The following is a 26,057-nucleotide window of genomic DNA, read 5'->3' as shown; positions in this document are numbered from 1 at the left end:
ATTGCATAGCATGAGATTGCAGAAGAAAGGAAATCGAAAAGCTTCACTTAACAAATACGTTGTTATGTTCTGCTGTGGATTTCTACTTTCAGGCTTTACAAGTTCTGCAAACGGTCCGGATACATTACCTCATATTCCGACATTTTCATTTCCACTGGATACCATTACAGGCCTGGTTGCTAACGAAAGGGAAATCCGTGCGGGTTTATTGTACGATGTGGAACGGGGTAAAGTAGTTTGGGAAAAAGATATGGATTATGCCTACCCTATCGCTTCCCTGACGAAAATGATGGTTTGTTTGTTGGCAATAGAAGATATTAATGCCGGAACGGTTTGTTTAGACGACCATATCACCGTTACCCGTACATATAGGAAAAAAATCCGCCGAAGAAGATATACTACATACACCGTTGAGGAGCGATATACCCTTGATGATTTATTGAAGATGGCTCTTGTTGCTTCTCACAATGAGAGTACTGTATGGATAGCCAAACATTGTTCCGGTGATTTACAAACTTTCGTAGAAAGAATGAACCGTCGGTCAATGGAATTGGGAATGACAAAAACCCAATATTCGAATCCTTCCGGTTTGCCTGCGATTATTCGTGAATTGGATAATAGCAGTTCCCCCAGAGACCAACTTATCTTATCACTTGAACTTTTGAAACATCCTAAATTGGTTGATATATCCTCTATCCCCTACGCTAATATTTACAATGGGAAAGGAAATATTAACTTCCGAAACCATAATGGACTCGTAATCACTTATGGATTAGAAGTAGATGGACTTAAAACGGGTTACACCAAAGCGGCCGGTTTTTGTTTAGCGGCTACTGCTAAAAGGGGAGAACATCGTTTGATCAGTATTGTATTTGGTTGCAAGAGTCCATGGATTCGAAATGGAATAGTGGCCTCTATGATGAACACTTATTACGAATCCATTAAACTTGGGCGACTGGGTGAAAGCGTACCGGATACCCAGATAGCCAGGGCTTTTCTAGATAGTGTTAATCAGGGTATCGCACGCATAGAACCGAATATAGAACAAAAAATTCCGGAGAACAGTAGTGATGAAAATTACGCTTACACCTATAAAACGGTTACTCAAAAAATAAAGAAGCCACATACCGTGCGTAGTGGTGAAAGTCTCGGGAAGATTGCCGAACGCTACAATGTAAGTGTAAATGAACTGAAGAAATGGAACGGTTTACGTGGTACTGTTATTCGCAAAGGGCAGAGAATTTATGTGTACTCCACAGTAAAAAAACGAATTCCCATTAAGCTTGTTGTTGACCCGGAAGAATCCATTGCAGATATGCAACCTTCGCAAGACACCACGGATGAGTGTGAAACTGAAACGCAAAGTGATCATACATCGCATAAAGATGTAAAGGTAAAAACCGATACGGTCAACAAAAAAGATCATGAAATAAAAAAGGTCACTTCGGAAACACAAACTCCACTGCCTAAATCAAAATTCATCTACCATACCGTGCAGCCCGGTGACACCCTTTGGAATATCGCACAACGGTACCAGTCTGACATTAACAAGATCAAAAAACTAAACAATATCAACAACAGTAAAAATCTTCGAAGCGGCACCCGCATAAAAGTCCCGCTGAATGGAGGTTGAGTTGCTTCACTTACACTAATGTCTTCCCAAAAATGAAAATATTTAAATCCACCTTCATTGCATTTACCATTTTTCTACCTTTTCTTGCCTCATCACAAGAAGTCAATCAGGCACCTAAGCTGCCCATGGATGAAAAGGGTGAGAAAATTAATTATACCGGAGTTATTGAAGTGAAGGGCACTACTCCTGGAACTCTTTACGAACGCGCATTGCTATGGGCAAATACTTTTTACAAAAACCCAACGGATGTTATAAGAGAAAAGGATTCTACAGCCGGAAAAATGGTTTGTAAAGCGCGATTCAAAGTAATGAATCCTGCCGACAAAAAAGGATTAGCTACTGATGCCGGCAACGTGATGTATACCCTCACCTTGCAATTTAAGGAAGGGCGTTACCGTTACGAACTCACGGATTTTAACTGGAAACAGCAGTCGTATTACGCTTGTGAGCGATGGATGGATAAAACCAAAGCTTCCTATGAACCGAAGTTTGACTATTATTTGCAACAGGTGAACAGCACTGCCGTTGAGGTATTAAAGAGTCTTGAGAAAAGTATTTCCACAGCACCTTCTGCAAAAACTGACGATTGGTAATCAGGCTACTCTTTTACAAGTGACCTGTTCATGCAAAACAAGTTCATCGTGATTCAGTCCATGCAAACTTACTAACCCGGGATTCATTCCGGGTTTTATTTTTCCAAAGCGATTGGCAACCCCAAGAAACTCTGCACCGTTTAGCGTGGACCATTTCACCAACGTTGCAAAGGGAACCATTGGGAAATTCTTACTGATTATTTTAAGTTCGTTTAGCACTGATAGCTTTTGATTAGACGCCAGACTATCTGTGCCAATGGTAACATGCGCATCATTTCTAAAAAGTGCTTCAACGGGTGGAAGATCTCCTGTAATGAACAAATTCGCGGAAGGACAAAGGCACCAAGATAATTTAGGTCTTCGCTTCAAGGCTGCAACAATTTCTTCCTCTGCTGTATAAGTATTGTGCACCAATTGTAACCGGTTGGCACGCGGAATCAAGGGTAGAATCTGACGCAAAGGGCGAACATCACCAAAAGGAATAAAATCGGTAGTAGAAATACCCGCCGACGCGAAAAATTCGGCTAAGGGTCCTGACTTATCTTTACAGAAGAGTATCTCATCTTCTGATTCCTGCATATGTATTGTCAATGGATCAATGGGATGAACCACTCTGGAAATCTCTTTAAATAAATCCTGAACCATCGAATAAGGTGCATGCGGTGAAAGGCTGGAGGAAAGATGAGCAGCACCTCTAAATTCATTTACCATCGAAATCCCATTTAACACCATCTCCTCCACCTTCGTATTTTCTAAACCAAAAAGTTCAATAAAGGTATGGTAATACAACTTGCTATTCTTCTTTATTCCTGCTGATGAAGTAAAATTTGAAATATCACCTACGGCGACGATACCTTCTTCCATCATGGATTGGTCAGCGAGTTGCATAGCCTCCTGTTGCACCGCATCTGAAAAGAGAAAACGTTGTGAAAGCAACTGACGAATAAATCCTGTCATCCCATTTTCTCTTTCGCGGATAAGGCCCTTTAGATGTGAAAGTTCGAGATGGCAATGCGCATTAATAAATGCCGGAATAATTACATCCCGATAATCATTCTTATTGTTTGCACCACCGGAACCAATTTCCACAATGACACCTTCATCTGTTAACGTCAAATCCGCATTTACAACAGGAGGTCCATCATTGGTAAAAAGTAAAGATGCATGTAATAATTTCATCCTTCAAAATTATACAAATAAAGACTTGTATAAGTGCTAAGCGCCTTTATCTGATTTAAAATTCAGAAATAATAAAATTCGGGTCGAAAGGCTTATGATTTTATACGAAAGCCAATTCTTAATCTTTTCAAAGAAAGTTCCGGAAGCTATAAATTCATCCTGGAGGATTTCATTACATTTTTCAAACATTAATTTCTTCAATTCTGTTGCTACGCCTGATGCAAAATTATTATCCAGCACTTCCATATTCATTTCTATGCTCAGGAATTCGCTAAGATGATTCAGATTATGAGAGCCTACACTCACCCACTTGTTATCAACCACACATACCTTAGCATGGAGTACTGACTCACGGTATTCAAAAATGCGTACTTTATTCAGGAGCAGCCTTCCATAGAGGAACTTCATTGCTGATTTCATAAAGGGCACGTCACTATACTTACTCAACACGATGTAAATATCTCTATTTCTACTAGCAGAGCGTAACAAAATCTTCAGTAATCTTCTGGATGGAGTAAAGTAACTGGCTACAATGATAATTTCCTTTTGAGCATTTTTCAACTCCTTCTTATAGCCTGCTGAAATTTCATTCATTCTCCGAAACCAATCGTTAATGGAAATGCGAACTTTCATTCCGGCTTCACCTGCTGAACTTAGTTTTAATTTCTTAAAGACACCGGATTGTTTTTGATAAAAGCGACGGCTAAAAATTCGTTCACAGACACCAGTGATCTCCTGACATACCGGCCCCTCCACCAGCAATCCATAGTCGAGCCAGGCAGGTTCATTTTCAGACCCCTGTATTTATCAGCGATATTAATTCCTGAGACTAAAGCACGTTTACTATCCGCTACACAAACTTTATGATGCAATCTCCGGCCAGCCTGAAATATTCCGGGGAAAGGTAAGGGTGAAAAAAAACGAAAGTGAATACTGTATTTTCTCATCTCGTCTTTAAAATCACTTCCCAGATTCATCGAGCCAAATCCATCTGCCACCAGGTAGACCTTAACTCCTCTTTTTGCTGATTCGCGCAAGGCATCAATAACAACGGCACCGGTATCATCGTAATCAAGGATATACACCTGTAAATGCAATTCGGTTTTAGCAGATTCAATAAGCTCGAGAAGGGTGTTAAAATATTCCTCTCCTCCATGAATGAGTCTTACGGTATGACCTTCGATAAATTCTTTTCCCGGCAAAATAGATGTATTTAGACAAATGTAGAAAATCTATCCCTGAAAACTAAAGAAATTCAGGCATCCATTTTTCAGAAAATGACTTACTCATGGAAATAAACGCGCTTGACTCTTTCTGAAATGCCTGTCAGCACTTCATAAGGGATTGTATTTGTTTGTCCGGCGATATCCAGGATAGAAAGTTCCTGACCAAAAACAACCACCTCAGTTCCCTCACGGGCAGGGATACCCGAAATATCGAGCATTGTCATATCCATACAAACGCTTCCAATGACAGGTACATATTGACCAAGTACGAGCATTCGCCCGACACCATTACTCAACCTTCGACTTAATCCATCTGCATAACCAATACCGACAGTAGCAATGGTCATGTCCTTCAAAGCGACGCCTTTCCTGCTGTAACCGATCGTTTCACCGGCTTTCACCTGTTTAATCTGAGAAATAGTAGTTTTAAGAGTTGCTACCATTTGCAACTGACGTTGTTCATGAACTGTGGCGGCAATACCATGTAATCCTATGCCCAACCGTACCATATCAAACTGCGCCTCCGGAAAGCGAAGGATACCCGAAGAATTAAGGATATGACGCAACACGGGATAATTAAAATGTGAAATCAGCGACTCACTCATTTTTTTAAACAAGTCAATTTGATTTCTGGTAAATACGTCATGTTCCTGCTCATCACTGGCAACCAAATGAGAAAACACGGAGGCAATGCGAATCAGTTTGTTATTTTTCAACCGAACAATCAATTCATTCAGTTCACTTTCTTCAAATCCCAGGCGTTTCATACCGGTATCAAATTCAAGATGCACAGGAAATCTACCGGCACCCGGATCTACGCCACGGCGGCGGAGTGCTTCTGTAAAATGATTCAGTACTCTGAAACTATAAATTTCCGGTTCCAGCTTATAACTTATCATGGCATCGAAGCTTTGCTCTTCCGGATTCATCACCATGATCGGTAAAGTAATTCCTGATTTACGCAACTCCACTCCCTCATCAGCGTAAGCTACAGCGAGGTAATCTGCTCTGTGAAACTGCAAAACATTGGCAATTTCAAAACTACCGCTGCCGTACGAAAAAGCTTTTACCATCACCATCAGCTTTGTTTCCGGTTTCAGGCGAGATTTAAAAAGATTCAGATTATGAATGATGGCATTGAGGTTTATTTCGAGTATTGTTTCATGCGCATTTTGTTGCAATGCCCGGGAAATTCTTTCAAAACCAAAGGAACGTGCCCCTTTAATTAAAATGGTTTCATTGTTGAATGCCCCATAGTTTAACTCTGCCAGGAAATCGTCGGTATCTTTATAGAACTGCTTTTCCAGATTAAAAAACTCCTGCTGTCGTTGTATTGCTCCTCCTATTCCAATGAGGCGCGTCACATCTTTCTGTTGCAACAAATCTGCGACCTGTCTGTAAAGAAATTTTTCATCCTTACCACTCTGTAAAATATCACTTAGAATAATTGTTTTCTTCCGGTGTTGCTTTTGCTGATTCATGAAATCGAGTGCAATGGTCAATGAACCAAGATCCGAGTTATAGGAATCATTTATAACAGAGCAATTATTAATTCCCTCTTTCATTTCCAGTCGCATTGCTACCGGGCTAAGCAATTCCATTCTTTCGGTAATCACATCGGGCGCTACTTCCAGGAAGAGCATTAAGGACCAGCAATGGATGGCATTTTCTATGGAAGCATCATCGGTAAAGGGGATTCTGATACTGATAAACTCATTCCTGAAAATCCCCTGAACTTCTGTCTCGTGCTCCTTTCTGTTTACGCGACCTATCTGAAGATCAGCACGACTCCTTCTGGACCAGGTAAAGACAGAAACGGAAGGTTCCAGTATACCATCATTCAAAACGGCATCGTGTATACCGGCATAATCACGACAGTAAATTAATTTGCTTACCTGTTTAAAAAGTTTTAACTTCTCTCTGATCTTCAATTGCAGATCAGAAAAATTCTCATCGTGGGCCGTCCCTATATTGGTAAAAACACCAATTGTTGGATGAATAATTTTCTCAAGGAGACTCATCTCCCCTTCCTTTGAAATACCGGCTTCAAAAATGCAGAGATTATTTTCAGCAGTAATTTGCCAAACACTGAGCGGAACACCGACCTGAGAATTATAACTCTTAGGGCTCCTCACTATATTAAAATCCTCCCGGAGCAATTGATACAACCATTCCTTCACAATGGTTTTTCCATTGCTGCCTGTTATACCTATCACCGGAACCTGAAATTGTTTCCGGTACCAGGCAGTAAGTTCCTGCATGGCTTCCAATGCATCTTTTACAATAAGATAATTGGCTTCAACACCGGGGAGAATTGATTCTTTACGGGTAATAACAAATGAGCGGACACCGGCGCCGTATAAATCAGCGATAAATTCATGCCCATCATGCCGATCACCGTTTATAGCGAAGAAAAGACTCTGATCAGCGCTTACTACTTTACGACTATCGGTAATTAGCTGTGTAATTCCGGGGTGGGCCGGTAATTGAAGGACAGCTTCCGCATGCATAACAGCGGCAATCTCATCCAACTGAAATAAACGATGCGACATTCTTATGAACTAAGCAATTTGGTTCTCCATGGCGATGTTTTTTTGTTCTCTAACAAAGCACGATCTGCACAACGGAAGATAACTTTCTTTTTCCCCCAGAAGGATCAATGAAGAATCTTTCACATGGCGGTGAGAATGAGTAGCAAGGTCACCGCAAGAGATACAAATAGCATGTACTTTAGAAACATAATCAGCTATTGCTAAAAGCTGAGGCATTGGTCCGAAAGGTTTTCCCAAATAATCCATATCCAGTCCGGCAACAATAACACGTGTCCCGCTGTTGGCGAGTGTTTCACAAACATAGGGCAGTTGATCATCAAAAAACTGAGCCTCGTCAATCCCGATCACATCCACTTCATGCCCTAAGAGAAGAATATTGGAAGAAGCAGGCACCGGAGTACTTTGAATCGCATTGGCATCATGAGAAACAATATTTACTTCATCGTAACGCAATTCAATAGAGGGTTTAAAAATCTCTACTTGCTGACGGGCAATTTTTGCTCTTTTCAGCCGACGTATCAGTTCTTCCGTTTTTCCGGAAAACATACAGCCGGCAATTACTTCAATCCAACCTCTTTTGGGCAGATCGCGTTTGGTTTGTTCAAGAAACATTCTTCAGTATATCGGCAACTAATTTAAAGCTTGTAGCCATCATGTCCGGCAAATTGTTAATAACCTCTTCAATTCAGTTGAAAAAAGAAAGGGCCATCGAAAATTCCGACAGCCCTTTGCTAAAACAACTTATAACTAATCAATTAATAATCTGTTCACTTGAAACTGATCGCCTTGTCTGACCACCACCTGATAGAGACCCGCCTTGCATTTTGATAAGTCCAAACCAACATTCTGCAGACCTGCATTCAAATTCGTGCTAAACTGGTGGACCGTTTTACCATTCAGATCGATGATACTGACTATTGCTTCTTCAGTTTGTTCTGTATGCAGGATCATTGTTGCGAAATCACGGGCAGGATTCGGGAAAACGCCAAAAGACTTCACCGCCGAAGTTTCAAACAAACCGGTAGTCGTTGCAGGTCCTTTGTTGAAGTAGAAAATTCCTGTACTGGATCCATCAAAACCGGTGAAGACCATTTTCCGTACTTCCCTGACGATCGGTCACAAAATACACAAGTGAATCCGAGATCATCCATGTGCTGGAATTTAAATCAAACGCTTTCCAGTCATAACCTATAGTATTGATAGCCTCATTAAATGTATAACCCACTGCACCGGAGATGGCCGTGTCAACGGGAAAGGCCTTCGCTACAAAAACACTATCGTTACTCAGGACTCCTGTAACTTTATATGTAACCGGAGATACCGCCATATATTGGCAAAAAGTCAGGTCCCAGGTATTGTATACCGGCTCACGATCAATAGAGACATTATTTACCAACGAATAATAGCCAAAATATTTTCCGGTAAAGTTCGATTTGGCAAGGCTTGAAGTAATTTCATTTGTTCCGTCGAGATTGGCCCATTTAAAATTATAAACACCTCCACTGAGTGAAATGATCATTAATTTACGATAATCCGCTGCACCGATCTTAATAAAATAGATGGAGTCTCCCGTTACAATGTGCGAGAAGGGATCATACGTACCCCAACCCAGATCAAAATCATTTGCCGTATCGTTGGTAATATTGAACGCACCATAGTCCCAACTGGTATCTGAATTGAGTAATTCATAGGCAGGATTGCTCACGATGCCCGTTGTATCTGCATAGGACATTGCTGACCATTGCGACACATCCTTATTTGCTTTCCAGAGGCGAACATTGTTTTTTGAGTTGATAAGAACAGAGGCAGGAAATCCTCTGATCTGAAAGGCCACATCCCAATCGGTATTGGACACATTACTCAACTCACCATTTCCCATACTATAGAAAACCTGATTGGTATATCCTTGCTGTATAGACACTAGATCTGACACCACCTGGGCTTTACTCTGAATGGACCCTATTAGGAGTGTAATAATTAAGATAGTTGTTTTAAATATTTTCATTGTGCTATTTGTTATATGCGTTGGTATTCAAGAGTTATTGTTCCTTTATTTCCACTCCCATCGTAGAAATCAATCATTCTCATTTTAAAATAGTATCCATTTTTATCTTTCAGGACAAAATAAAGATCAGGGGTTATAAAATAACGGCTGCTGTTAAAATCATAAGATTTCCAATCGAATCCAATCACATCCGCATTGGTCGTAAATGGCATTCCTGCAACAAGATCATATTTAAACTGATCAAATGGGACATAATTGGGCGTGGAGTCTTTCTTCATCACAGACCCGGAAACCTGATTCCAGATATTCAACACGGCGCCGGTTACCGGATAATAACGATACGGGCTGTTTAAGGGCTCATCGAAATACACGTGGGTATATTTTGTAAATACGAAATCCCAATCTTGCGATGGAGGAGCTTGTTGAACCACAGTACCATTATTCTCAAAGGAAAAATACATCAAAGAATACGCTGGATCTTTGGGTATATTCATCACCGTTACATTCGAATTGTCCAAATTTGAAAATCGGATTTCATAATGCACATCATCCGCCGCCATCACTTGTAACTTCCGAAAACGGCCGGCTCCACTATGATCCATTCTTCCCCGGTCAATGATAAATACATTACTTAAACCCGTCACATTCGCAGCGGACTGCACCCACCAGTTTCCGATGGCAGTACTATCAGCGTACAATTGTTCTGCATCCACACACCAATTGGCATTGGAGGAGTCTGCCAGAAAAAAGTCGGAGGTGGTTGTTTTAGAGGCAAACATATACTTAGCGCCATTGAGGTAAATATGAAATCCTTGAGTGGAAGCTTCAAAGGCCAGGTCATAGTTACGATAGGGCATCACATGAATTTTCCCTTTCGATAAACTCACGTAGACCTGATCATCATAGTTACTTCCCATGGGAGCAACCAGTTGCAAGACATCACCGGGAAGAGGCAATACGATCGCTTCATCTTCTTTCTGGCAGGAGACAGAAACAAGAGCAAGTAACACAAGAAGTAGTGTCAGCTGCTTCATTTAAATGTAATATTAAGTTTCACGTAATACGTTGTCCCCATTCCTACGGGCGATTGACCATCTCCGCCACCATTGTGTGCAGCACCTGTCATCACCGAACGCACATTGGTAACATCCAGTAAGTTTCTGGCACCGAGAGTCAATGCGATTCGATCCTTTAAAATTGGTTGCTGTAGTGATGCATCCATCATGCTAAATGATTCATTTGAAAAACGAGCCAATGCACCATCGGATTGCATCAGGAACACTGGTCTTTGACCGAAGTATTTCCAAAACACGGATAGTGTAGTTTTACTTTTTGAAATTTTATAATCAGCGGAGGCATTGACTTCGGGATACCAGGCCACTTCGGGTTGTTCCACATCTCCATCAAATGTTCCAAGGGTACCTGTGAAAGCGACACCACCCTGCACACTGAATTTATTATGGGAAAGTCGGGATTTAAGTTCAAATCCTCTGCTACTGAAGTTGTCCAGATTGACATAGGTATAAAGTGTACTGTTGGCATCAAACTGCACTAATGAAATTTTATTCTTTATTTCATTGTAAAAGAAACCGGGCTCAACAGAAAATACAAAATCAGCGATTGGCTTTTTGAATTCCACGGAAGCCATGGCCTGCTTAGATCGTTCAGCAATCAGGTCAGGATTACCCTGCACATTATGAATTCCATTATCTACGAAATACAAATGTTGTTCCTTCAACGATGGTGCACGATAGCCCATGCTGACTGAGGCTCTTGCCGTCATAAATTTCCCGGGAGCATACATCAGGCTGAAGGAAGGAATGATAGGTGCCGCAAATTGAGAATTATAAATTGCTCTGAAGGAAGGACGAAGTGTCAGTTTGTCGAAAAGCTTATAATCGAAACTGGAATAAAAAGCGATATCATACATGGCATGCTCACTATTGTCGATTTTTTTACCCTTACCTTGCTCATAATTAAAATCCAATCCTGACAACAGACTCCATTTTAAATTTTTTCCGGAAAGGGTATGATTTACTCTGGTAAAGAAGGCATTAAAAACTGTGGTATCATCATCCAGATTATCCGCAGTCAGTTGTTCAGAAAGGGCTACTAAATCTTTACGATACGTATTTTTTACATATTTATAATTGGAGTAAGCCCCGGTGAAGTTGAGTTGAGAAAAGTTGTTAAATTTTTTATCTGCTATCAACTGATGGCTCCAACGGGTTGTAGTATAGTACTGATCCGTGGCATAAGCGACATATGGAGTAACAGTAGGTTCAGATTTATTAATAATCTCTTCCGTAAAATAAGAAGAATTTAATGTCAATTTAAGACCCCCCAACCGTTGAGTTACTTTAAGGGAACCGAAATATTGCTCCCGCGGATTCCAAAGAAAGGATCTGCCACTTTCATCAACAGGATCCCAACCATCAAAATAATTTCTTCCGCCGTTCAAAGAAATGGCCGTTGATTTCAAGCCCAGGCTGGCGCTACCTTCAACATTGTACTGACCGGAACTTTCATAAAATGAACCACCTGAAAGAGACCAATTCTCTTTAGATGGTGTTTTGGTTATGAGATTAATCACTCCCCCCAATGCATCTGTCCCATATAAAACCGACATAGGACCTTTCACTACTTCCACACGCTCTATATTGCTCAGATTCAATTGTCCGAGATCAATATTTCCATTTTGACGTCCAATCACCGGCACACCATCAACAAGAATCTTAATATGTTCGCCACCAGTACCTTGCAAGGTTAAGCTACTCCCCAGTGCAGGATCAAACGAAATTCTCATATTCAGTTCCTGGGTCAATAAATCCTGAACCGTGACAGCCCCCCTTCTTTCGATATCTTCCCGACGAATCACCTGAACGGGCACCACTGCATTTTTTTGATATCCGGGCAAATGATTCCCGGTCACTGTCACTTCTCCCAATTGACTAGGCGCGGAAGTAAGCACTACTACAGCTATACCGGTTGCGGATGGAATAGTGTCTACCCGCTCCAAAAAACCCATCAGATTAATTCTTCGAAGAAGAGGAAAAGGGAGTCCAAGCACCCAGGCTTCTCCTTTAAAATTTGAAATGACTATAGCGGATTTTTCCGGTTGTGACAATGAGGAGAATTGAACGATAGCACCTTCCAACGGCTTTCGTTCTGTATTTGTCAACTTTACATTCTGAGCATTAGAAAAATACAAATTTCCCAGCAAGCAACAAATAATGATAAATGAAATCTTTCTCATATCCCGTTGGCAAAAGTACAGTGCTCATGCCTGTTGAATTGATCTGATTGAAGTGAGCAATGTCATAATAATACAAATCTGACAATTGAATGACATTTATAGCATCTTAGAAAAATCCAATTTAGTGCTGTGTTGTTCGATAAAAAATCCCAGGCATACAATTTTTAGCGACTGAAGCTAGTTTTAGTGTATGATGGAAATTCATTAGTAGTTTGTTAATTACTCTTTGCTGAAAAAAAGAGAAACGCAAAAAAATATTGCATTTTTGTAAATACGGAAACGCATGGATGCGTTATAATAATATAAACGAAACATATGTCTGAAAATAAGCAGGTTGAAAAAAAGAAATTCTTCAATTAATTAATGAACTCCAATTTCTGGTCAATCGCCTACCGGAGCACGGACATGAGTTTCCTTCTATTGAACAGGATATTATCAAAGAGACCCTGCGAAAAATCTATTTAAAATTTTTGACTATACCCGGAATGGATGACAGTGGTGTGAAGGCAGATAGCCAATCGGAAAAAGAAGCAATTCCGGTAATTGAAAATTCAATTAAAAGTTCGATAGCTGCACAAAACAGCCTGATCTCCCAAATTCAATCGGTGATGACGGGAAATCAATTTTCACAACATGAACCTTCCAGGGAAATAATTTCATCGACAACTAGTAAGCTGACAAATACGGAAACATTGGATGAAACCAAAGAAACGAATGAAAACCATTTTAACTCTAAAGTTGAAATTCCGGTTCATATAATAGAGTCATCAACCAACGACCATCCTGAAGTTATTCAACAGGAAAGCAAGGCTATTGAGCACAAGACCATCGAAGAACGCATTCAGCAATTAAGAGCTGCGGCTTTGTATGATGAGCCCTCCACTATTGCGAATAAATATGCCGCCACAGAAACCATTGGTGATAAGATCACCCGTGCAAGAACAGAGAAAAGTTTGGGTGAAAAATTACAACATCAACCTTTAGGAGATTTAAAACAATCTATTGGTATCAACGAACGATTTTCATTTATCAATGAACTTTTTCAAGGCAATCAGCAGTTCTACCACCAATGTATTGATCAGTTGAATAGCATGTTGGAGTATAAAGAAGCGGAAAAAATGATTTCTGAAACACTTGCAGTAAAGTTTCAATGGGAGAAAGATTCTTCCCGATACCGTCAGTTTGAAGAGTTGATCAAAAGAAGATTTAACGCATGAGATTTTTCCCGGGGCTGATTTTCTTTTTATTCACTTCTACTCCTTATTCACTCCTTTGTGCACAGGATAGTTTATATGCCCGTGAAGTCATTCACGAACTCACTTCGGAAAAATACCACGGAAGAGGTTATGTAAAAAATGGCGACCGAAATGCTGCAAAATATATTTCCGGTCAATTCAAAAAAGCAGGGCTTCAACCACTAAATTCAAAAAGTTACTTTCAGAATTTTTCATTTCCGGTAAATACTTTTCCGGGGTGTATGGATGTTTCAATAAATAACCAAGCTTTAATTCCGGGACAGGATTTTATTGTTGATCCGGGAACATCAACCTGCAAGGGTACTTATCCCGTTAAAAGAATTACAAAGAGTCCGTGGTTATATCCTGCAGATGAATTGAAAGGAAAATGGCTGCTGATTGATACCAGCATTGCCGGAAATGAAATTACACACGAAGATTGCAGAAAGCTTACGGAAACACCTTCAGGAGGAGAAGGAATAATTTTTCTGACATCAAAAAAATTAACGTGGTCCGTCAGTCAGGATATAAATACTGTTCCTTTGATTATCGTTTTGAAATCCAGTTTGCAAAAAGATGTAAATACTATACAGGTTAACATTTGTTCAAAGCATCTTTCCTCTTACAAAACAGCCAATGTCATTGGTATGATCGAAGGAAACAAGCAAAAAGATTCTTTGATTTTTTTAACAGCGCATTACGATCATTTGGGGAGGATGGGATCAACCGCTTATTTTCCCGGTGCCAATGATAATTCATCAGGAATTGCGATGTTATTGAATCTGGCCCGGCATTTTTCACAGGAAAAAAATCAACAGCCCTACACGTTGGTATTTGTAGCATTTGCCGGAGAGGAAGCCGGTCTTGTCGGCTCTAAATATTATACTGAGAATCCTGTTCTTCCGTTGAGCAACATACGGTTCCTGCTTAATCTGGATTTAATGGGTACCGGCGATGAAGGCATGATGGTGGTTAATGCTACTGAATTCCCATCCTCCTTTAAGACATTGGATTCCATTAATACTATTCACGGTTATCTTCCAAAACTCGGACAAAGAGGCAAGGCCGCCAACAGTGATCATTACTGGTTTACAGAAGCTGGTGTTCCGGGATTTTTCTGTTATACCTTAGGAGGAGTCACGTTCTATCATGATATTTACGACAGAGCGGAAACTCTTCCATTAACGAAATTCAAAGAGGTCTTCCTGCTTTTTGACGCATTTCTACGAACTCTATAAAAGAAGAATGTTTTAGAAACGTTAATCGTTTTCGGCTATACGCAACTGATAGCGTTGATCATCACACCATACGGTCACCATATAAGTTCCCGCAGACCAACCGTTGCTCTTTGCAGAAAATGGCATTGTATATTGACCCGGGCTCTGTAGCCCTTGCAGATATCGCTTTACCAACTTCCCGTTCATATCACTGACTTCAATGGTAATCATAGAGGTACGGGATAAAATATAACCTATGCTTGTCACTTCCTTGTAAGGATTTGGAAAAGCTTCCAACACCAGAACGCCCTGATCTTTTAAAACGGCTGCCACAATAACAGACATGGTTGCCTGTCCATCAAAATCTAGCTGTTTTAAACGATAATAGTAAACTGTATTTGCTTTCACATCTTTATCCACAAACTTATAATCGGATAATGTATTCACTGTTCCCTTTCCTTCTACCCAGCCTATTGTTGTAAAATGTTCGGGATGAATGGCACGTTGTACTTCGAAGCCTTTATTATTCACTTCTGAACCTGTAGACCAGGAACAAATTATGTTTGTAATATTTGGTTCAGCTTCCAATGAAATCAAACTAACGGGCAAAACCGATGTACCCTGTGCTGTTGCCAATTGGATAGTGGTTCCGGCAGTGAAAGTTTGACTAATGCCATTGCGCAATACTGCAGTAACAGGAGGAGAAACACAGCCACCATTTGTTATTGCAGGAATTGTCCAGGCGCCTGCACCTTCCTGGCGATACACCGTAAAGGAACTTTGCGCATTGGTATAGGAAAGATTATACAACGTAATATGCATAGCAGCCGTTCCTGAACCTTGCGGATCAACCGTCCAGAATCCATTATCCAATGCAGTGCTGTTGTAAGCAATCGCACAGGAAGGATCCTGGCCGGGAGCGGGAGGTAATGTAGATACAAATGGAGAAAAATGAACTCTTAAGGATTGAATAGCAGGATCACTACCATTAAAAGTAGAGAGATTAATTCGCTGAAACCCTGTGGCGCTATGTCCGACAGGAAAATCAAGTATACGATTTAATGAAGTTGCTGAAGGAAGTTTTCGACGCAGAAATCCTTGTACAAAGCTGGACACATTTCCGGTGGATACAGCAGCTGATGCATCATTCAGGACATTTGCTTCAAAGGCATTGGTAACGATTTTTCCAAGATTCAACTGCAATGTTCCTGTGGTACTGATATCCATATCCGATAAAAGGTTTACACCGGCACCGGAATTATTCAGAATCACATTTTCAAGTTCGTTGATATTGGTATATTGTTGTGCGGCAGTACCGATAAATTCTAATGATCCACTCAATCCGGGAGTGAATGTACCTGCAGCATTAGAAAAATTACCATTAAGGCGCATGTAATTTCCCTGCACATTACAACTACTGTTAGCACCGGTTATTGAGAAATTTCCGGACACATCCAAATTATCAGCAATATTTACTACACCGGAGGGTTTATTCACTTCAACGTTTACGAAATCATTTGCTCCGGTCAGCACTCCGCTTACGGTTTGAGTGCCGTTGCCATTAAAAATTACTGTTGATGTTGGTCTTGCATTAAATGTACCTTTGTTTTGGTAATCTCCGCATACTTCCAGCGTTTGAGCGGTATTGAGTGTAAGTGTGGCACCGGCTTCAATGGTAAGTGAACGGGCAACAGCACCTGCTGCATCTATGGATGGTTGATTAGCAGTAGCAGAAAGCACAACGGCATTTATGGTACAGGAAGGAATAGCACAGCCGCCCCAGTTGGCCGCTTTGAACCAATCATTATCCGCACCGCCTGGCCAATAGACTGTAGCAGGACTCCCTGCAAAATCTATCGGCGCTGCCGTACCGAAAACCAGCGTAAAACCGGAAATACTGTTGGAGAAATTACTGATTGAAAGTACATACCTCTCACCGGCAGTTACAGTTAATGCTGCGTTAAAAGCGGCTTCAAATCCGGGATATTGTGCAGGAGCAATATTATTTGAGGCACCGTTCAAGCCGGTAATACCTAACTCACTGTAGTTACATCGCAGTGGAGTTGCTCCACCGGCAATGCCGCTACAGGAGGTCGCGCCGGTACCGGAAATTTTCCATATCGCAAAATCATAATCCGTTCCCTCCGTACTTGGTGAACCGGGCCAATCATTAGGGACAATACTAAAATCTAATGTTCCATTTGAAAGAATCGGAAGTTCATACCAGGCTGATCCTCTTTCACCGGTTAACAAACAATTGAAACCTGCTCCCGGAAAATCACAGGTATTTCCAAAAGACTGAAAGCCGGGATCTCCCACTGTGATTGTATCGTTACATGCGGGCAAGGGCACTGCACATTCCTGACCTACAACCGGTGGTAATGCAGAGATACCGTCTACTACCATTAACCCAAATGTCCCGGTATAGGCAGCAGTGCCATCTACAACAATATAATATTTAACTCCTGGCGTTAATCCTGTCAGTGAAACTTGCGACATATACGTTGGGGTATTGTATATCATATTGCCACAAGGTGATGCATCATTATTGCAGGCTACAAGACTCATCGTACTGCCGCACACTCCTGAGTACACAGCGATTTGCGTATTGCGTAAAGAACCCGGAAGTGTTCGTACGATAGTCGAACCGGAAGCCGGAGCTGTGAAAAATACCAAACCGTATTCATCGTATTGGAAACTGTCCAGCAGGATGCAGAAGCCGGTTCATTGCTACCGGAGGAACAACTATTATCACCTGAAATACTCGCACCCACTGACACTTCAATCGCATCACATGGCAAATCATTTAGTACAGCATTTGTAAATGAATTAAAACTGATATTGTATTCAGTATTTCGGGGATCTGCCCAGGTATCAATTATTATATAATAAGTACCTGCTGCCGGAAGAGTTATACTCCCGGATAATGCTCCTGAAAACGCACCACCACCGGAGGTAATACAAACGGATCCGGCGGTACCGGGACAACCGTTGTACACCTGATAGCCAATATTATTAGTACTTGCATCGGAAATCGAAATACTGATACATTCCGCCTGGCTTGCTGTATATTGATAAACACGATCTTCACCTGACTCAAAAAGAGAAGCGCAGGTCACCACGCTATAGTTATTATAATCATCCCCCATACAAGCGGTGTTTTCTCCATTAGCGGCATAAGGTAATGAGGGTATCACAACGGGTTGCGCGCAGGTAGCGCCGGTCAGATTGGAAGAAGGAGTAGAAATCTGGATGCTATAGGGCTTACAACCTCCCCATGAATCTACAATAAGATAATACGTTCTTCCCGCTACAACATCGGCACACATGGTTTTATTTCCGGAAGTACTTGTTTCACTATTAATACATACATTCCCTGTTCCTGAACAAAAGGAGGTGAGAGGACAACCCTGAATTAAAAACATTCCTGTATTTGTAGAGGAAGAACTTAGTGAAAAAGTAATTCTTCCGGAACTGGAAGGCGTGAAAACAAAAACTTCATCCTCACCACTGAGGTAAGCGCTATTTCCGCAAGGTTCTGCATTTGCTGCAGTAATATCATTGGCTTTTCCGCAAGTCGTACGACCGGTAGATGAATAGGGAAGTGACACAACAGGCACAGTTGTGCCAATCACACAGGAGCCCGCTACCACGGGTGCTGAAATCGTTAGTGTATAATTAAAATTATTTGTGGGTTGACGGGAGTCCACTACCACATAATAAGTAACACCTTGCTTCAAACATGCCACTACCGATCTGTTTCCGTTTCCATATGAAGAGCCTACACAAACTGAATTGTTACCGAGTAACGGGCATCCTTCATAAACCGACAAACTGGCTCTGTTGGCACTGTTATTACAATTTATTGTTACGGTTCCTCCCGTAGCGGGGGTAAAGACATACACGCGATCAAGACCGCCATAATTGTTGGCAGATCCGCAATAATTAATATTCTCAGAGGTAATATCATTTACTTGAGCGTTTGTAGATGTTGCTCCGCTAGTGTAAGGAAGGGAAGCTACGTTGACCACACCTGTTCCCAAGCCGGTTGGGCAGGAGGCAGGGGCACCTCCACGATAAGCGAGTGTCCCCATATTTGTTTGCAATGCACATTGATATTTTGTAAGAAGCACACGATAGGATGCTGTATTCAGGCAATTCCAGGCGACATAGGAAGCTGCTCCGCAATAGTCATCATTAAAACCATATTGAACCGGGTTGCCAAAATTATTTAAGATGGTTATTTCAGTATCATAAAAAGAGCCTCCACCGGATCCACAAAAAGAAAAATAATATACATTACCGGCGGTGGCATTAAAAGTATAATACGTACCTCCGGCAACGTTAGCAACCGTTTGCCAACCTGCCGCAGGGCTTATTGCGCCGGCATTCGTACCGCCAATGCATTGCGATTTTGCCTTTTCCGAATGAGAAACGAAACAGAATATACTGATCGTTAAGATGATGTTCTTCCACATAAATTCTAATAATGTTTGATTATTCGGTAATGATTAAACTATTCTCCACTTCTGACTGATTATCACATGCCTGTTTCGCTTGTTGCAAGGAGGCTCCTTTCTTTAAATAATAAGTCATATTCATTTTTAAAAGCTCTTCTTCAACAACAGCAAAGGCGGCATCACTCGCTTTTAAAAATAGCAGACGGCGACTTTCACAAAAGCCTTCAAAACTCACTTCATTTAGTTCACGGATACGACTTTTAAAAATCGAGAGCGTTTTAACGGCTTCCATTTTGGGCACTTCCAGCACCCTATCCCGAACAGCCTTTTTTATTCCGATAGTATCAAAACTCTGGGAAAATGAATTTCCGGCCAGTAAGAGCTGGGAGACAAGCATAATTTGGTAAACAGGTTTCATGTATGGTGGGTTGATACCACTCATACGAAAAGTAAAATGTAAGGTTTAGCCTAAAAAGAAAAAACCCTATTTTATATTAATAACCAGCATCTTACAGGAATAAAAAGCAATATTAGTATATAATTTTACTGTAAACAAACCGGATTCCAAATGACTTTGAATCTGAGAAAGGTTCATCTCATTAGCCCCCTGCTTCAACCCTGTAAATTCTTTATCCGCTACAATTTTACCCAACTCATTCATCAGCACAATATGAACATCCGAATCGCCAGTCAATAGAAAACGCAATTTAGCATCAGAGGAAACAGGGTTGGGAATTACTTCCAGACTCCCTGAGGTTGTGAAATCATAGCGGACATGAACTATCTCTGAATAGTTGTAAGTTCCATCAAAATCAAGCTGACGCAATTTATAATAATAGTCAGTATTGGGTAAAACGTTATAATCCTTCCATTCATAATGCACATATTTATTCGTTGTGCCGGCGCCTTCCAACCATGCAATTTGCTCAAATGATTTAGTGCTTTCATTTAATCGGAGAAGTTCAAAACCACTATTATTTGTCTCGCTGGCTGTAGTCCATTTGATAGTATTATAATCCGAATACCCCTCTGCAGTAAATGATAACCACTCCACAGGCAAAGCACTTGGTCCCTGAGCCGTACCAAAGTCAAACATATTATTCATATTATTTCTCCTAACTGCAGTCACCGGAGAAACAACGCATGTTCCATTCGCCAATGCCCATCCGCCACCATTATTCGACATGATCGTCCAGGCATTTGCAGCATTTGAATAATTAGTATTATACAGTGTAAGGTCATAATTACCCGATGTAGGATTATTAGAAGCTACAAAAGTCCATCTGCCATTGTTCAATGCATTAATAGAATAGGTAACTCCACACTCTGCAATACCCAGCGGTGTCGGTAATACCGCATAAGGATTAAAATTCACTCTTAAATTATCAATACTGGTTGGCGTTCCGGGATAGGCAAAATTCATATTCGCCAACTGATAACCTTTTGTTGCTTCGCCTACAGGGAAGTCATAGGAACCGGTTGCATTAATATATCTTCTCAAAAACCCTTGCACGAAGCTGCTTACATTTCCGGGGCTAACGGCAGCAGGCGTGCGATTGCTTACACTGACTTCATAAGCTGCAGTTGTAATAATTCTACCGTTAGTTAGTGTAACAACACCGGTGTTCCCAATATTCATATTTGTAAGGAGGCTGACTCCCGGGCCGGGATGATTCATCACCAGATTATTAATCACTCCGGCATTAAAATACGTTTGCGCCAGTGCTCCATTCAGTTCCAGTGTACCTCCACCGGGATTGTAAGTTCCTGCATTGTTAAAATTACCGGCTACTTTATGAATTTTACCATTCACATTAAAAGTAGAAGTAGCAAGACTGTTATTAAATATACCTTTCACATCAGTATTCTGAAGCATCGATACAATACCACCGGTTTTAGTAATGGTTAGATTTCCAAAAGCATTGCTTCCACTGAGGTTACCATTAATAATTTGATTGACGGCTGCATTTCCAAAATAAACTGTTGAACCGGTAGCTGCCGAAAGTACTCCGAAATTGGTAAAATTCTCACAGACACTCAGTGTTTGTCCGGTTGGAATGGTAAGTACTGCACCGGGGTTGATGAGAATTGATTTACATGTGGCAATACCGGTAACAGTTGGTTGTAAAACAATACCACCATTGATGATCGCATCTCTGGTACATGTGGGTACAGGACACCCGCCCCAATTATCTTTTTTATACCAGTCAATATCTACTCCACCCGACCACACAGAAGCATTACCGGAAGAACCATAAAGTATCGGTGATGTATTACCGAAAATGATATCGAATCCGGAGGTACTATTAGAAAAATTACTTACGACCAACACATATCTTTCGCCATTTACCACCGGCAAGCGGGTATTAAAGGCAGGACCAAAACCGGGATAGAGAGCAGGAGCTGTATTAGCTGTTGCGCTATACAATCCGGTCAATCCAAGAAAATTAAAATTACACGCTACAGGAGCTGCGCCTGTTGCAATTTGAGCACAGGTAACAGCGCCTGTACCGAGCGTACGCCACACTGCAAAATCATAATCTGTTCCTGCAGTACTAGGTGCACCGGGCCAGTCTTTAGGTATAATTGAAAACTCTAAAAAACCGTTTGCATTAATTGGAATCTCAAACCATACGGAGCCTCTTTCGCCGCTCAGCAAACAGTTCGCACCACCTCCGGTAAAATCACAGATGTTTCCGAAAGATTGAAAACCCGGATCTCCAAAACTCATTGTGGTATCGCAAACCGGAAGATAGGTTCCGCAATCCTGGCCGTTTGATAATTGCGGAATCGGCAAAGTACCATCCATTGCCAATACCGAAAATGCACCGGTAAGATTAGCATAACCATCTACAACGATATAATAGGTTTGGCCGGATGTAAGTCCGGTAACCAATAATTCAGAACTATAATTCGTTGTGGTACCACAGGCTGTGGCATTATCATTACATCCAATTTGCGTCATTGCTACACCACATGGTCCGGAATAAAGGGCTACCTGCGGATTAGTCAGGGAACCCGGGATAACTCTTATACGGAGCTGCCCGGATGCGGGAGCCTGTGCGGAGAACCAAACTGTATTTCTGACATTTGGTGTTATCCAACATGTAGGATTGGGTTCACCCGTTCCTCCTGAACAGTTGTTAGCAGAAGACAGAGGAATTCCAAGAATGACGGGTGTTGCATTACAAGGCAAATCATTTGAAGCGCCACTACCATAAGATGTTATGGAAATATTATAAGATACATTTGTAGGAGGTGCCCAACTATCAATAACAATATAATAAGTACCTGCGGATGGCAAAACCACAGAACCTGTCAGCGAACCGCTGTTTGCACCTCCGTTACTTCCAATACAAGTTGCTCCTGCTGTTCCCGGGCATCCGCTGTAAACCTGATAGCCGATAGAATTAGAACTTGTTCCGGATAAGGTAATAGAGATACATTCCGAACCGGCAGAAGTAAACTGATATACTTTATCTTCTCCGGATTCATATAAGGTACCACAAGATCCGGTGCTCGCGTTGGTATAATCATTTCCTGTACAGGCCGTACTTTCATTTAAAACAGTATAGGGCAACGACGGGATATTTACGGCATTGGCGCAAGTTGCCCCACCCAAAACAGATGCTGGAGCAGTAATTGAAATACCATAAGGATTGCAGGAAGGTGCGGTCCAGGAATCAACTATAAGATAATAGGTTTGTCCGGCGGTGACATTGGCACAAAGGGATTTCCCCCCGGTAGAACTCTGTTCAAAGGCCACACAGGTACTGGCTGTTCCGGAGCAGGAAGCAGTTACCGGACATCCTCTGTATAACATAATCCCGGTATAGCTACCGGTTGAAGTTAAACTGATCGTTATATTTCCCGTTGTTGCAGGAGTAAAAACAAAGACTTCATCTTCGCCGGTCAGATAACTTGTGTTACCGCATATCAGGGTATTGGCAGCCGTCAGATCATTGACTTTCCCACAGGTAGTTCTTCCGGTAGATGTATAGGGTAAGGCGGGTACGTTTACTACTCCTGTTCCAAGAGGGCAACCACCGGCGGGAACCGGTGCGGAAATGGTGAGATTCGTATAGGCGTTACAGCTAGGAGAAGGAAATACATCTGCGATCAGATAATAGGTTATACCACCTGTTAAACAGGCCGAAAGCGCCTGATTGCCTGCAGAACCTTGTGAAACAGCAACGCAAGTTCCACCCTGACCATTCAGCGGGCAACCCTGATAAAGCATTAAACCATTCCAGCTACCGCCTGAAGTGAGGTTGATGCTAACGGTACCGGTAGCCGCAGGCGTAAAAATCCATACTCTGTCTTCGCCACCCAGATAAGATGTACTACCACAGGCGGTCACATTACTTGCAGTAAGGTCATTTCCTGAACCGCAGGTTGTGCCGGCACCGGATGCATAGGGTAGTGCTGCAACGTTCGTCACACCACCTCCCAGGTTACCCGGACAAGTTAACGCAGCGGAATTTTTATAAACGAGCGTACCAAGATTTGTTTGAGCAGCGCAATTATAAAGGTTGACCAGAACTCGGTAGGTTCCTGTAGTGAGACAAGTCCAGGCGAGATAAGATTGAACTCCGCAAAAATCGTCATTATACCCACCGGCTACAGGAACACCTGCATTATCCAGAATCGAAATCTGCGTATCGTAAGTGGAGCTCCCACCGTCCACCCGCAAAAGCTAAAATAAAATGTCTGACCTGCAGTTGCATTAAATGTCCGGTATGTCCCACCGTTAATTCCAACAGTATTTACAGATTGCCAGGCTAAACCAGGAGTAATTGCACCGCCGGATGTACCGCCAGTACATTGTGTATATCCTGAATGGTAAAGCGTAATCAAGAGTAAAATCATTAAAAGAAGTCGGATCTTTTTCATGTTTTCCTTTTTAAAATTTATGAAGCTCTCCTTTACAAGCGTTTACAACATCCTTTTTAACAGCACCTTCTTTTATCAGAAACTGCAACCCGGCGGACTTTAATATGGCAGACAGTTGATCATCGCCGGAAATTTCATCGAGGTCAATTTTAAAGACCACCCAACCCTGTTCTTCACAAGTAAGCACTATGGCTGAGTTTCCGGAATAATCCTGCAACAGCTGCGTCAAAAACGTAACATGTTTAGCATTGGAAAAACTCTGAATCTCTACTACTCTATCTATATAATGCCCGCCACCTGACTGCCCTCTGGCAGACAGATTAAAAAACAGATTAATTACAAAAAAAAGAATAACTTTTTGTAGCATATTATTGTTTTGGTAACCGTAAATATAAAGAATATTCATATATGGGCCTAAATTATTCGAAAAAATTTATCCCGGCTAACGATTTATAATCAATCATGGAGATACTTTTATACCTTTAGCAGCAAGCAAAACGAATAGCCTACATTTAAACTGATGAACTCTATAGATAGTATTAAAATGACAGTTGCATTGATTTGCATCTGCTTTACACCAGGGGTACATGCTCAGCAATTCAGAGCTGAAATGACTGCCGGTATAGTAGGTTCACAGGTGTCCGGCGATCAACTTGGAGGTTTCAATAAAGCCGGTCTGCTCGCTGGAATTGGTGTGAGAACGAACCTGAGCGAAAAAACGGAAGCAGGCTTCAGAATGCTTTATCTGCAGAAAGGAAGCAGGAAACCTCTGAAAAATGATGGTACGGATTCCGCATTTTATCTTTTAAGGTTGAATTATATTGAACTTCCATTCACTATTCGCTATCATGCTACTAAAAATTTCAGTCTGGAGGCCGGGCCTTCTCTCGGCTACCTTATTAAGAGTTATGAGGAGGATGAAAACGGAGAGTTAAATTTCAGACAACCCTTTTACGATTGGGATTTCAACTTTAACATTTCGCTGGTATATCAATTGAATAAAAATTTTGATTTTATGTTTGGGTATTGGCAATCTATATTACCCATCCGGGAACATAGCAGTGGAGCCGTTTACCGTTTAAACAGAGGTCAGTTTTCTTCAATGATTAGTTTTAGCGTACTTTATACAATCAGGAAGTCGCTTGAAAAAGAGCAGGAATCCGGTACTTCATTAAAATAGAAAACGTGAAAAAACATAAAATAGTAGTCGGTGTTACAGGAGCCAGTGGAGCTATCTATGCAAAAATATTGCTTGAAAAGTTGACCCTCTTGCAAGATCAGCTTCTGGAAGTTGCAGTTGTATTCAGTGATAATGCACGGGATGTATGGGAGTACGAACTTGGACATAAAGATTACTCCCGTCTTCCGTTTAAAGTATATGATAAGGGCGACTTCATGGCACCATTTGCCAGTGGTTCAGCCCGTTTTGAAACGATGATCATTTGCCCTTGTTCCATGGGTACCATGGCCCGCATTGCGCATGGTATTTCCGGTGACCTGATTACGCGTGCTGCCGATGTCATCTTAAAGGAGAGGCGTAAGTTGATTTTGGTGACCCGGGATACTCCGCTGAGCCTCATTCATATTGATAATATGCGAACCATCACGATGGCAGGGGGAATCATTGCACCGGCCAGTCCATCTTTTTACAGCAAGCCCGAAAGTCTTGAAAATCTGGCGGCGACGGTAGTGGACCGGGTTTTGGATTTGGCCGGTTTAGAAAATGTAACATACAGATGGAGTGAGAGTTAAAAGTTATCCACCAAAAATATTGTAAGATTTTACAATATCTCTTGCATTTTGAGTTT

Annotated in this window: 21 protein-coding genes; 6 read left to right on the top strand and 15 right to left on the bottom strand. The window is 41.4% G+C overall.

Going from position 1 to position 26,057, the window contains the following annotated elements; genetic code table 11:
- Window positions 1–10: 10 nt before the first annotated feature.
- The gene (locus tag IPJ86_17875) at window positions 11–1,633 is read left to right on the top strand and encodes a LysM peptidoglycan-binding domain-containing protein (GenBank protein ID MBK7889089.1); all 1,623 of its coding nucleotides are present in this window, start codon (window positions 11–13) and stop codon (window positions 1,631–1,633) included.
- 32 nt (window positions 1,634–1,665) lie between these two features.
- Window positions 1,666–2,226 (top strand): DUF4468 domain-containing protein, encoded by a 561-nt coding sequence (locus IPJ86_17870; protein ID MBK7889088.1) that lies wholly within the window; start codon window positions 1,666–1,668, stop codon window positions 2,224–2,226.
- Here the strand turns inward: IPJ86_17870 and IPJ86_17865 are convergent, their stop codons facing one another.
- The 9 genes from IPJ86_17865 to IPJ86_17825 form a co-directional block, all read right to left on the bottom strand.
- Window positions 2,227–3,405: an amidohydrolase family protein gene (locus tag IPJ86_17865; GenBank protein MBK7889087.1), complete on the bottom strand. Its 1,179-nt coding sequence runs from the start codon at window positions 3,403–3,405 to the stop codon at window positions 2,227–2,229.
- Window positions 3,406–3,441: 36 nt separating this feature from the next.
- Window positions 3,442–4,038 carry a hypothetical protein gene (locus IPJ86_17860; protein ID MBK7889086.1) on the bottom strand — a complete coding sequence of 199 codons (597 nt, stop codon included), beginning with the start codon at window positions 4,036–4,038 and terminating at the stop codon, window positions 3,442–3,444.
- A 26-nt stretch (window positions 4,039–4,064) separates the two neighbouring features.
- Complete coding sequence (locus IPJ86_17855) at window positions 4,065–4,607, bottom strand: hypothetical protein (GenBank protein ID MBK7889085.1); 543 nt, start codon at window positions 4,605–4,607, stop codon at window positions 4,065–4,067.
- An 80-nt stretch (window positions 4,608–4,687) separates the two neighbouring features.
- Entirely contained in the window at window positions 4,688–7,183 is a 2,496-nt protein-coding gene (locus IPJ86_17850; GenBank protein MBK7889084.1) for a bifunctional UDP-N-acetylmuramoyl-tripeptide:D-alanyl-D-alanine ligase/alanine racemase, read from the bottom strand.
- A gap of 9 nt (window positions 7,184–7,192) precedes the next feature.
- A complete protein-coding gene (locus IPJ86_17845; protein ID MBK7889083.1) occupies window positions 7,193–7,795 on the bottom strand; it encodes a thymidine kinase in 603 nt (200 codons plus the stop codon).
- A 135-nt stretch (window positions 7,796–7,930) separates the two neighbouring features.
- Window positions 7,931–8,275 (bottom strand): T9SS type A sorting domain-containing protein, encoded by a 345-nt coding sequence (locus IPJ86_17840; protein ID MBK7889082.1) that lies wholly within the window; start codon window positions 8,273–8,275, stop codon window positions 7,931–7,933.
- A complete protein-coding gene (locus tag IPJ86_17835; protein ID MBK7889081.1) occupies window positions 8,256–9,116 on the bottom strand; it encodes a hypothetical protein in 861 nt (286 codons plus the stop codon). The genes IPJ86_17840 and IPJ86_17835 overlap by 20 nt, the downstream gene beginning before the upstream one ends.
- A gap of 83 nt (window positions 9,117–9,199) precedes the next feature.
- Window positions 9,200–10,222 (bottom strand): HmuY family protein, encoded by a 1,023-nt coding sequence (locus IPJ86_17830; protein MBK7889080.1) that lies wholly within the window; start codon window positions 10,220–10,222, stop codon window positions 9,200–9,202.
- Window positions 10,219–12,444 carry a TonB-dependent receptor gene (locus tag IPJ86_17825; GenBank protein MBK7889079.1) on the bottom strand — a complete coding sequence of 742 codons (2,226 nt, stop codon included), beginning with the start codon at window positions 12,442–12,444 and terminating at the stop codon, window positions 10,219–10,221. Before IPJ86_17825 ends, IPJ86_17830 begins: the two co-directional genes overlap by 4 nt.
- 470 nt (window positions 12,445–12,914) lie before the next feature.
- On the opposite strand from IPJ86_17825, the gene IPJ86_17820 reads away from it, so the two are divergent.
- Entirely contained in the window at window positions 12,915–13,661 is a 747-nt protein-coding gene (locus IPJ86_17820) for a hypothetical protein (protein MBK7889078.1), read from the top strand.
- Window positions 13,658–14,917, top strand: coding sequence for a M20/M25/M40 family metallo-hydrolase (locus IPJ86_17815; protein ID MBK7889077.1), 1,260 nt, complete (start codon window positions 13,658–13,660; stop codon window positions 14,915–14,917). The genes IPJ86_17820 and IPJ86_17815 overlap by 4 nt, the downstream gene beginning before the upstream one ends.
- A gap of 21 nt (window positions 14,918–14,938) precedes the next feature.
- Here IPJ86_17815 and IPJ86_17810 read toward each other — a convergent pair whose 3' ends face one another.
- The 6 genes from IPJ86_17810 to IPJ86_17785 all read right to left on the bottom strand — a co-directional run bounded on the left by IPJ86_17810 (window position 14,939) and on the right by IPJ86_17785 (window position 24,655).
- On the bottom strand, window positions 14,939–17,572 hold the full coding sequence (locus tag IPJ86_17810; protein ID MBK7889076.1) for a T9SS type A sorting domain-containing protein: 2,634 nt from the start codon (window positions 17,570–17,572) through the stop codon (window positions 14,939–14,941).
- Window positions 17,461–19,374 carry a hypothetical protein gene (locus IPJ86_17805; protein MBK7889075.1) on the bottom strand — a complete coding sequence of 638 codons (1,914 nt, stop codon included), beginning with the start codon at window positions 19,372–19,374 and terminating at the stop codon, window positions 17,461–17,463. Before IPJ86_17805 ends, IPJ86_17810 begins: the two co-directional genes overlap by 112 nt.
- A 19-nt stretch (window positions 19,375–19,393) precedes the next feature.
- On the bottom strand, window positions 19,394–19,774 hold the full coding sequence (locus IPJ86_17800; protein MBK7889074.1) for a hypothetical protein: 381 nt from the start codon (window positions 19,772–19,774) through the stop codon (window positions 19,394–19,396).
- Window positions 19,775–19,840: 66 nt separating this feature from the next.
- Window positions 19,841–24,043, bottom strand: a complete 4,203-nt coding sequence (locus IPJ86_17795; GenBank protein ID MBK7889073.1) for a hypothetical protein — start codon at window positions 24,041–24,043, stop codon at window positions 19,841–19,843.
- Window positions 23,977–24,249 carry a hypothetical protein gene (locus IPJ86_17790; protein MBK7889072.1) on the bottom strand — a complete coding sequence of 91 codons (273 nt, stop codon included), beginning with the start codon at window positions 24,247–24,249 and terminating at the stop codon, window positions 23,977–23,979. The genes IPJ86_17795 and IPJ86_17790 overlap by 67 nt, the downstream gene beginning before the upstream one ends.
- Before the next feature lie 10 nt (window positions 24,250–24,259).
- Entirely contained in the window at window positions 24,260–24,655 is a 396-nt protein-coding gene (locus tag IPJ86_17785; GenBank protein MBK7889071.1) for a hypothetical protein, read from the bottom strand.
- 114 nt (window positions 24,656–24,769) lie between these two features.
- On the opposite strand from IPJ86_17785, the gene IPJ86_17780 reads away from it, so the two are divergent.
- Together IPJ86_17780 and IPJ86_17775 are read left to right on the top strand one after the other, a co-directional pair.
- Window positions 24,770–25,429 (top strand): outer membrane beta-barrel protein, encoded by a 660-nt coding sequence (locus tag IPJ86_17780; GenBank protein MBK7889070.1) that lies wholly within the window; start codon window positions 24,770–24,772, stop codon window positions 25,427–25,429.
- Window positions 25,430–25,434: 5 nt separating this feature from the next.
- A complete protein-coding gene (locus IPJ86_17775; protein MBK7889069.1) occupies window positions 25,435–26,001 on the top strand; it encodes a UbiX family flavin prenyltransferase in 567 nt (188 codons plus the stop codon).
- The last annotated feature ends 56 nt before the right edge of the window (window positions 26,002–26,057 follow it).

It is taken from the genome of Bacteroidota bacterium (assembly GCA_016713925.1).
In the GTDB taxonomy this organism is placed as follows: Bacteria; Bacteroidota; Bacteroidia; order AKYH767-A; family OLB10; genus JAJTFW01.
This window is presented reverse-complemented; position numbering and strand designations above follow the sequence as displayed.

Bases quoted from the DNA above. Each gene is read 5' to 3' on its own strand.
- IPJ86_17805 (MBK7889075.1), bottom strand. From the start codon at position 19,374: ATGTGGAAGAACATCATCTTAACGATCAGTATATTCTGTTTCGTTTCT.
- IPJ86_17780 (MBK7889070.1), top strand. From the start codon at position 24,770: ATGAACTCTATAGATAGTATTAAAATGACAGTTGCATTGATTTGCATC.
- IPJ86_17825 (MBK7889079.1), bottom strand. From the start codon at position 12,444: ATGAGAAAGATTTCATTTATCATTATTTGTTGCTTGCTGGGAAATTTG.
- IPJ86_17800 (MBK7889074.1), bottom strand. From the start codon at position 19,774: ATGAAACCTGTTTACCAAATTATGCTTGTCTCCCAGCTCTTACTGGCC.
- IPJ86_17860 (MBK7889086.1), bottom strand. From the start codon at position 4,038: ATGAAAGTTCGCATTTCCATTAACGATTGGTTTCGGAGAATGAATGAA.
- IPJ86_17815 (MBK7889077.1), top strand. From the start codon at position 13,658: ATGAGATTTTTCCCGGGGCTGATTTTCTTTTTATTCACTTCTACTCCT.
- IPJ86_17875 (MBK7889089.1), top strand. From the start codon at position 11: ATGAGATTGCAGAAGAAAGGAAATCGAAAAGCTTCACTTAACAAATAC.
- IPJ86_17865 (MBK7889087.1), bottom strand. From the start codon at position 3,405: ATGAAATTATTACATGCATCTTTACTTTTTACCAATGATGGACCTCCT.
- IPJ86_17870 (MBK7889088.1), top strand. From the start codon at position 1,666: ATGAAAATATTTAAATCCACCTTCATTGCATTTACCATTTTTCTACCT.
- IPJ86_17850 (MBK7889084.1), bottom strand. From the start codon at position 7,183: ATGTCGCATCGTTTATTTCAGTTGGATGAGATTGCCGCTGTTATGCAT.
- IPJ86_17790 (MBK7889072.1), bottom strand. From the start codon at position 24,249: ATGAAAAAGATCCGACTTCTTTTAATGATTTTACTCTTGATTACGCTT.
- IPJ86_17840 (MBK7889082.1), bottom strand. From the start codon at position 8,275: ATGGTCTTCACCGGTTTTGATGGATCCAGTACAGGAATTTTCTACTTC.
- IPJ86_17785 (MBK7889071.1), bottom strand. From the start codon at position 24,655: ATGAATATTCTTTATATTTACGGTTACCAAAACAATAATATGCTACAA.
- IPJ86_17845 (MBK7889083.1), bottom strand. From the start codon at position 7,795: ATGTTTCTTGAACAAACCAAACGCGATCTGCCCAAAAGAGGTTGGATT.
- IPJ86_17830 (MBK7889080.1), bottom strand. From the start codon at position 10,222: ATGAAGCAGCTGACACTACTTCTTGTGTTACTTGCTCTTGTTTCTGTC.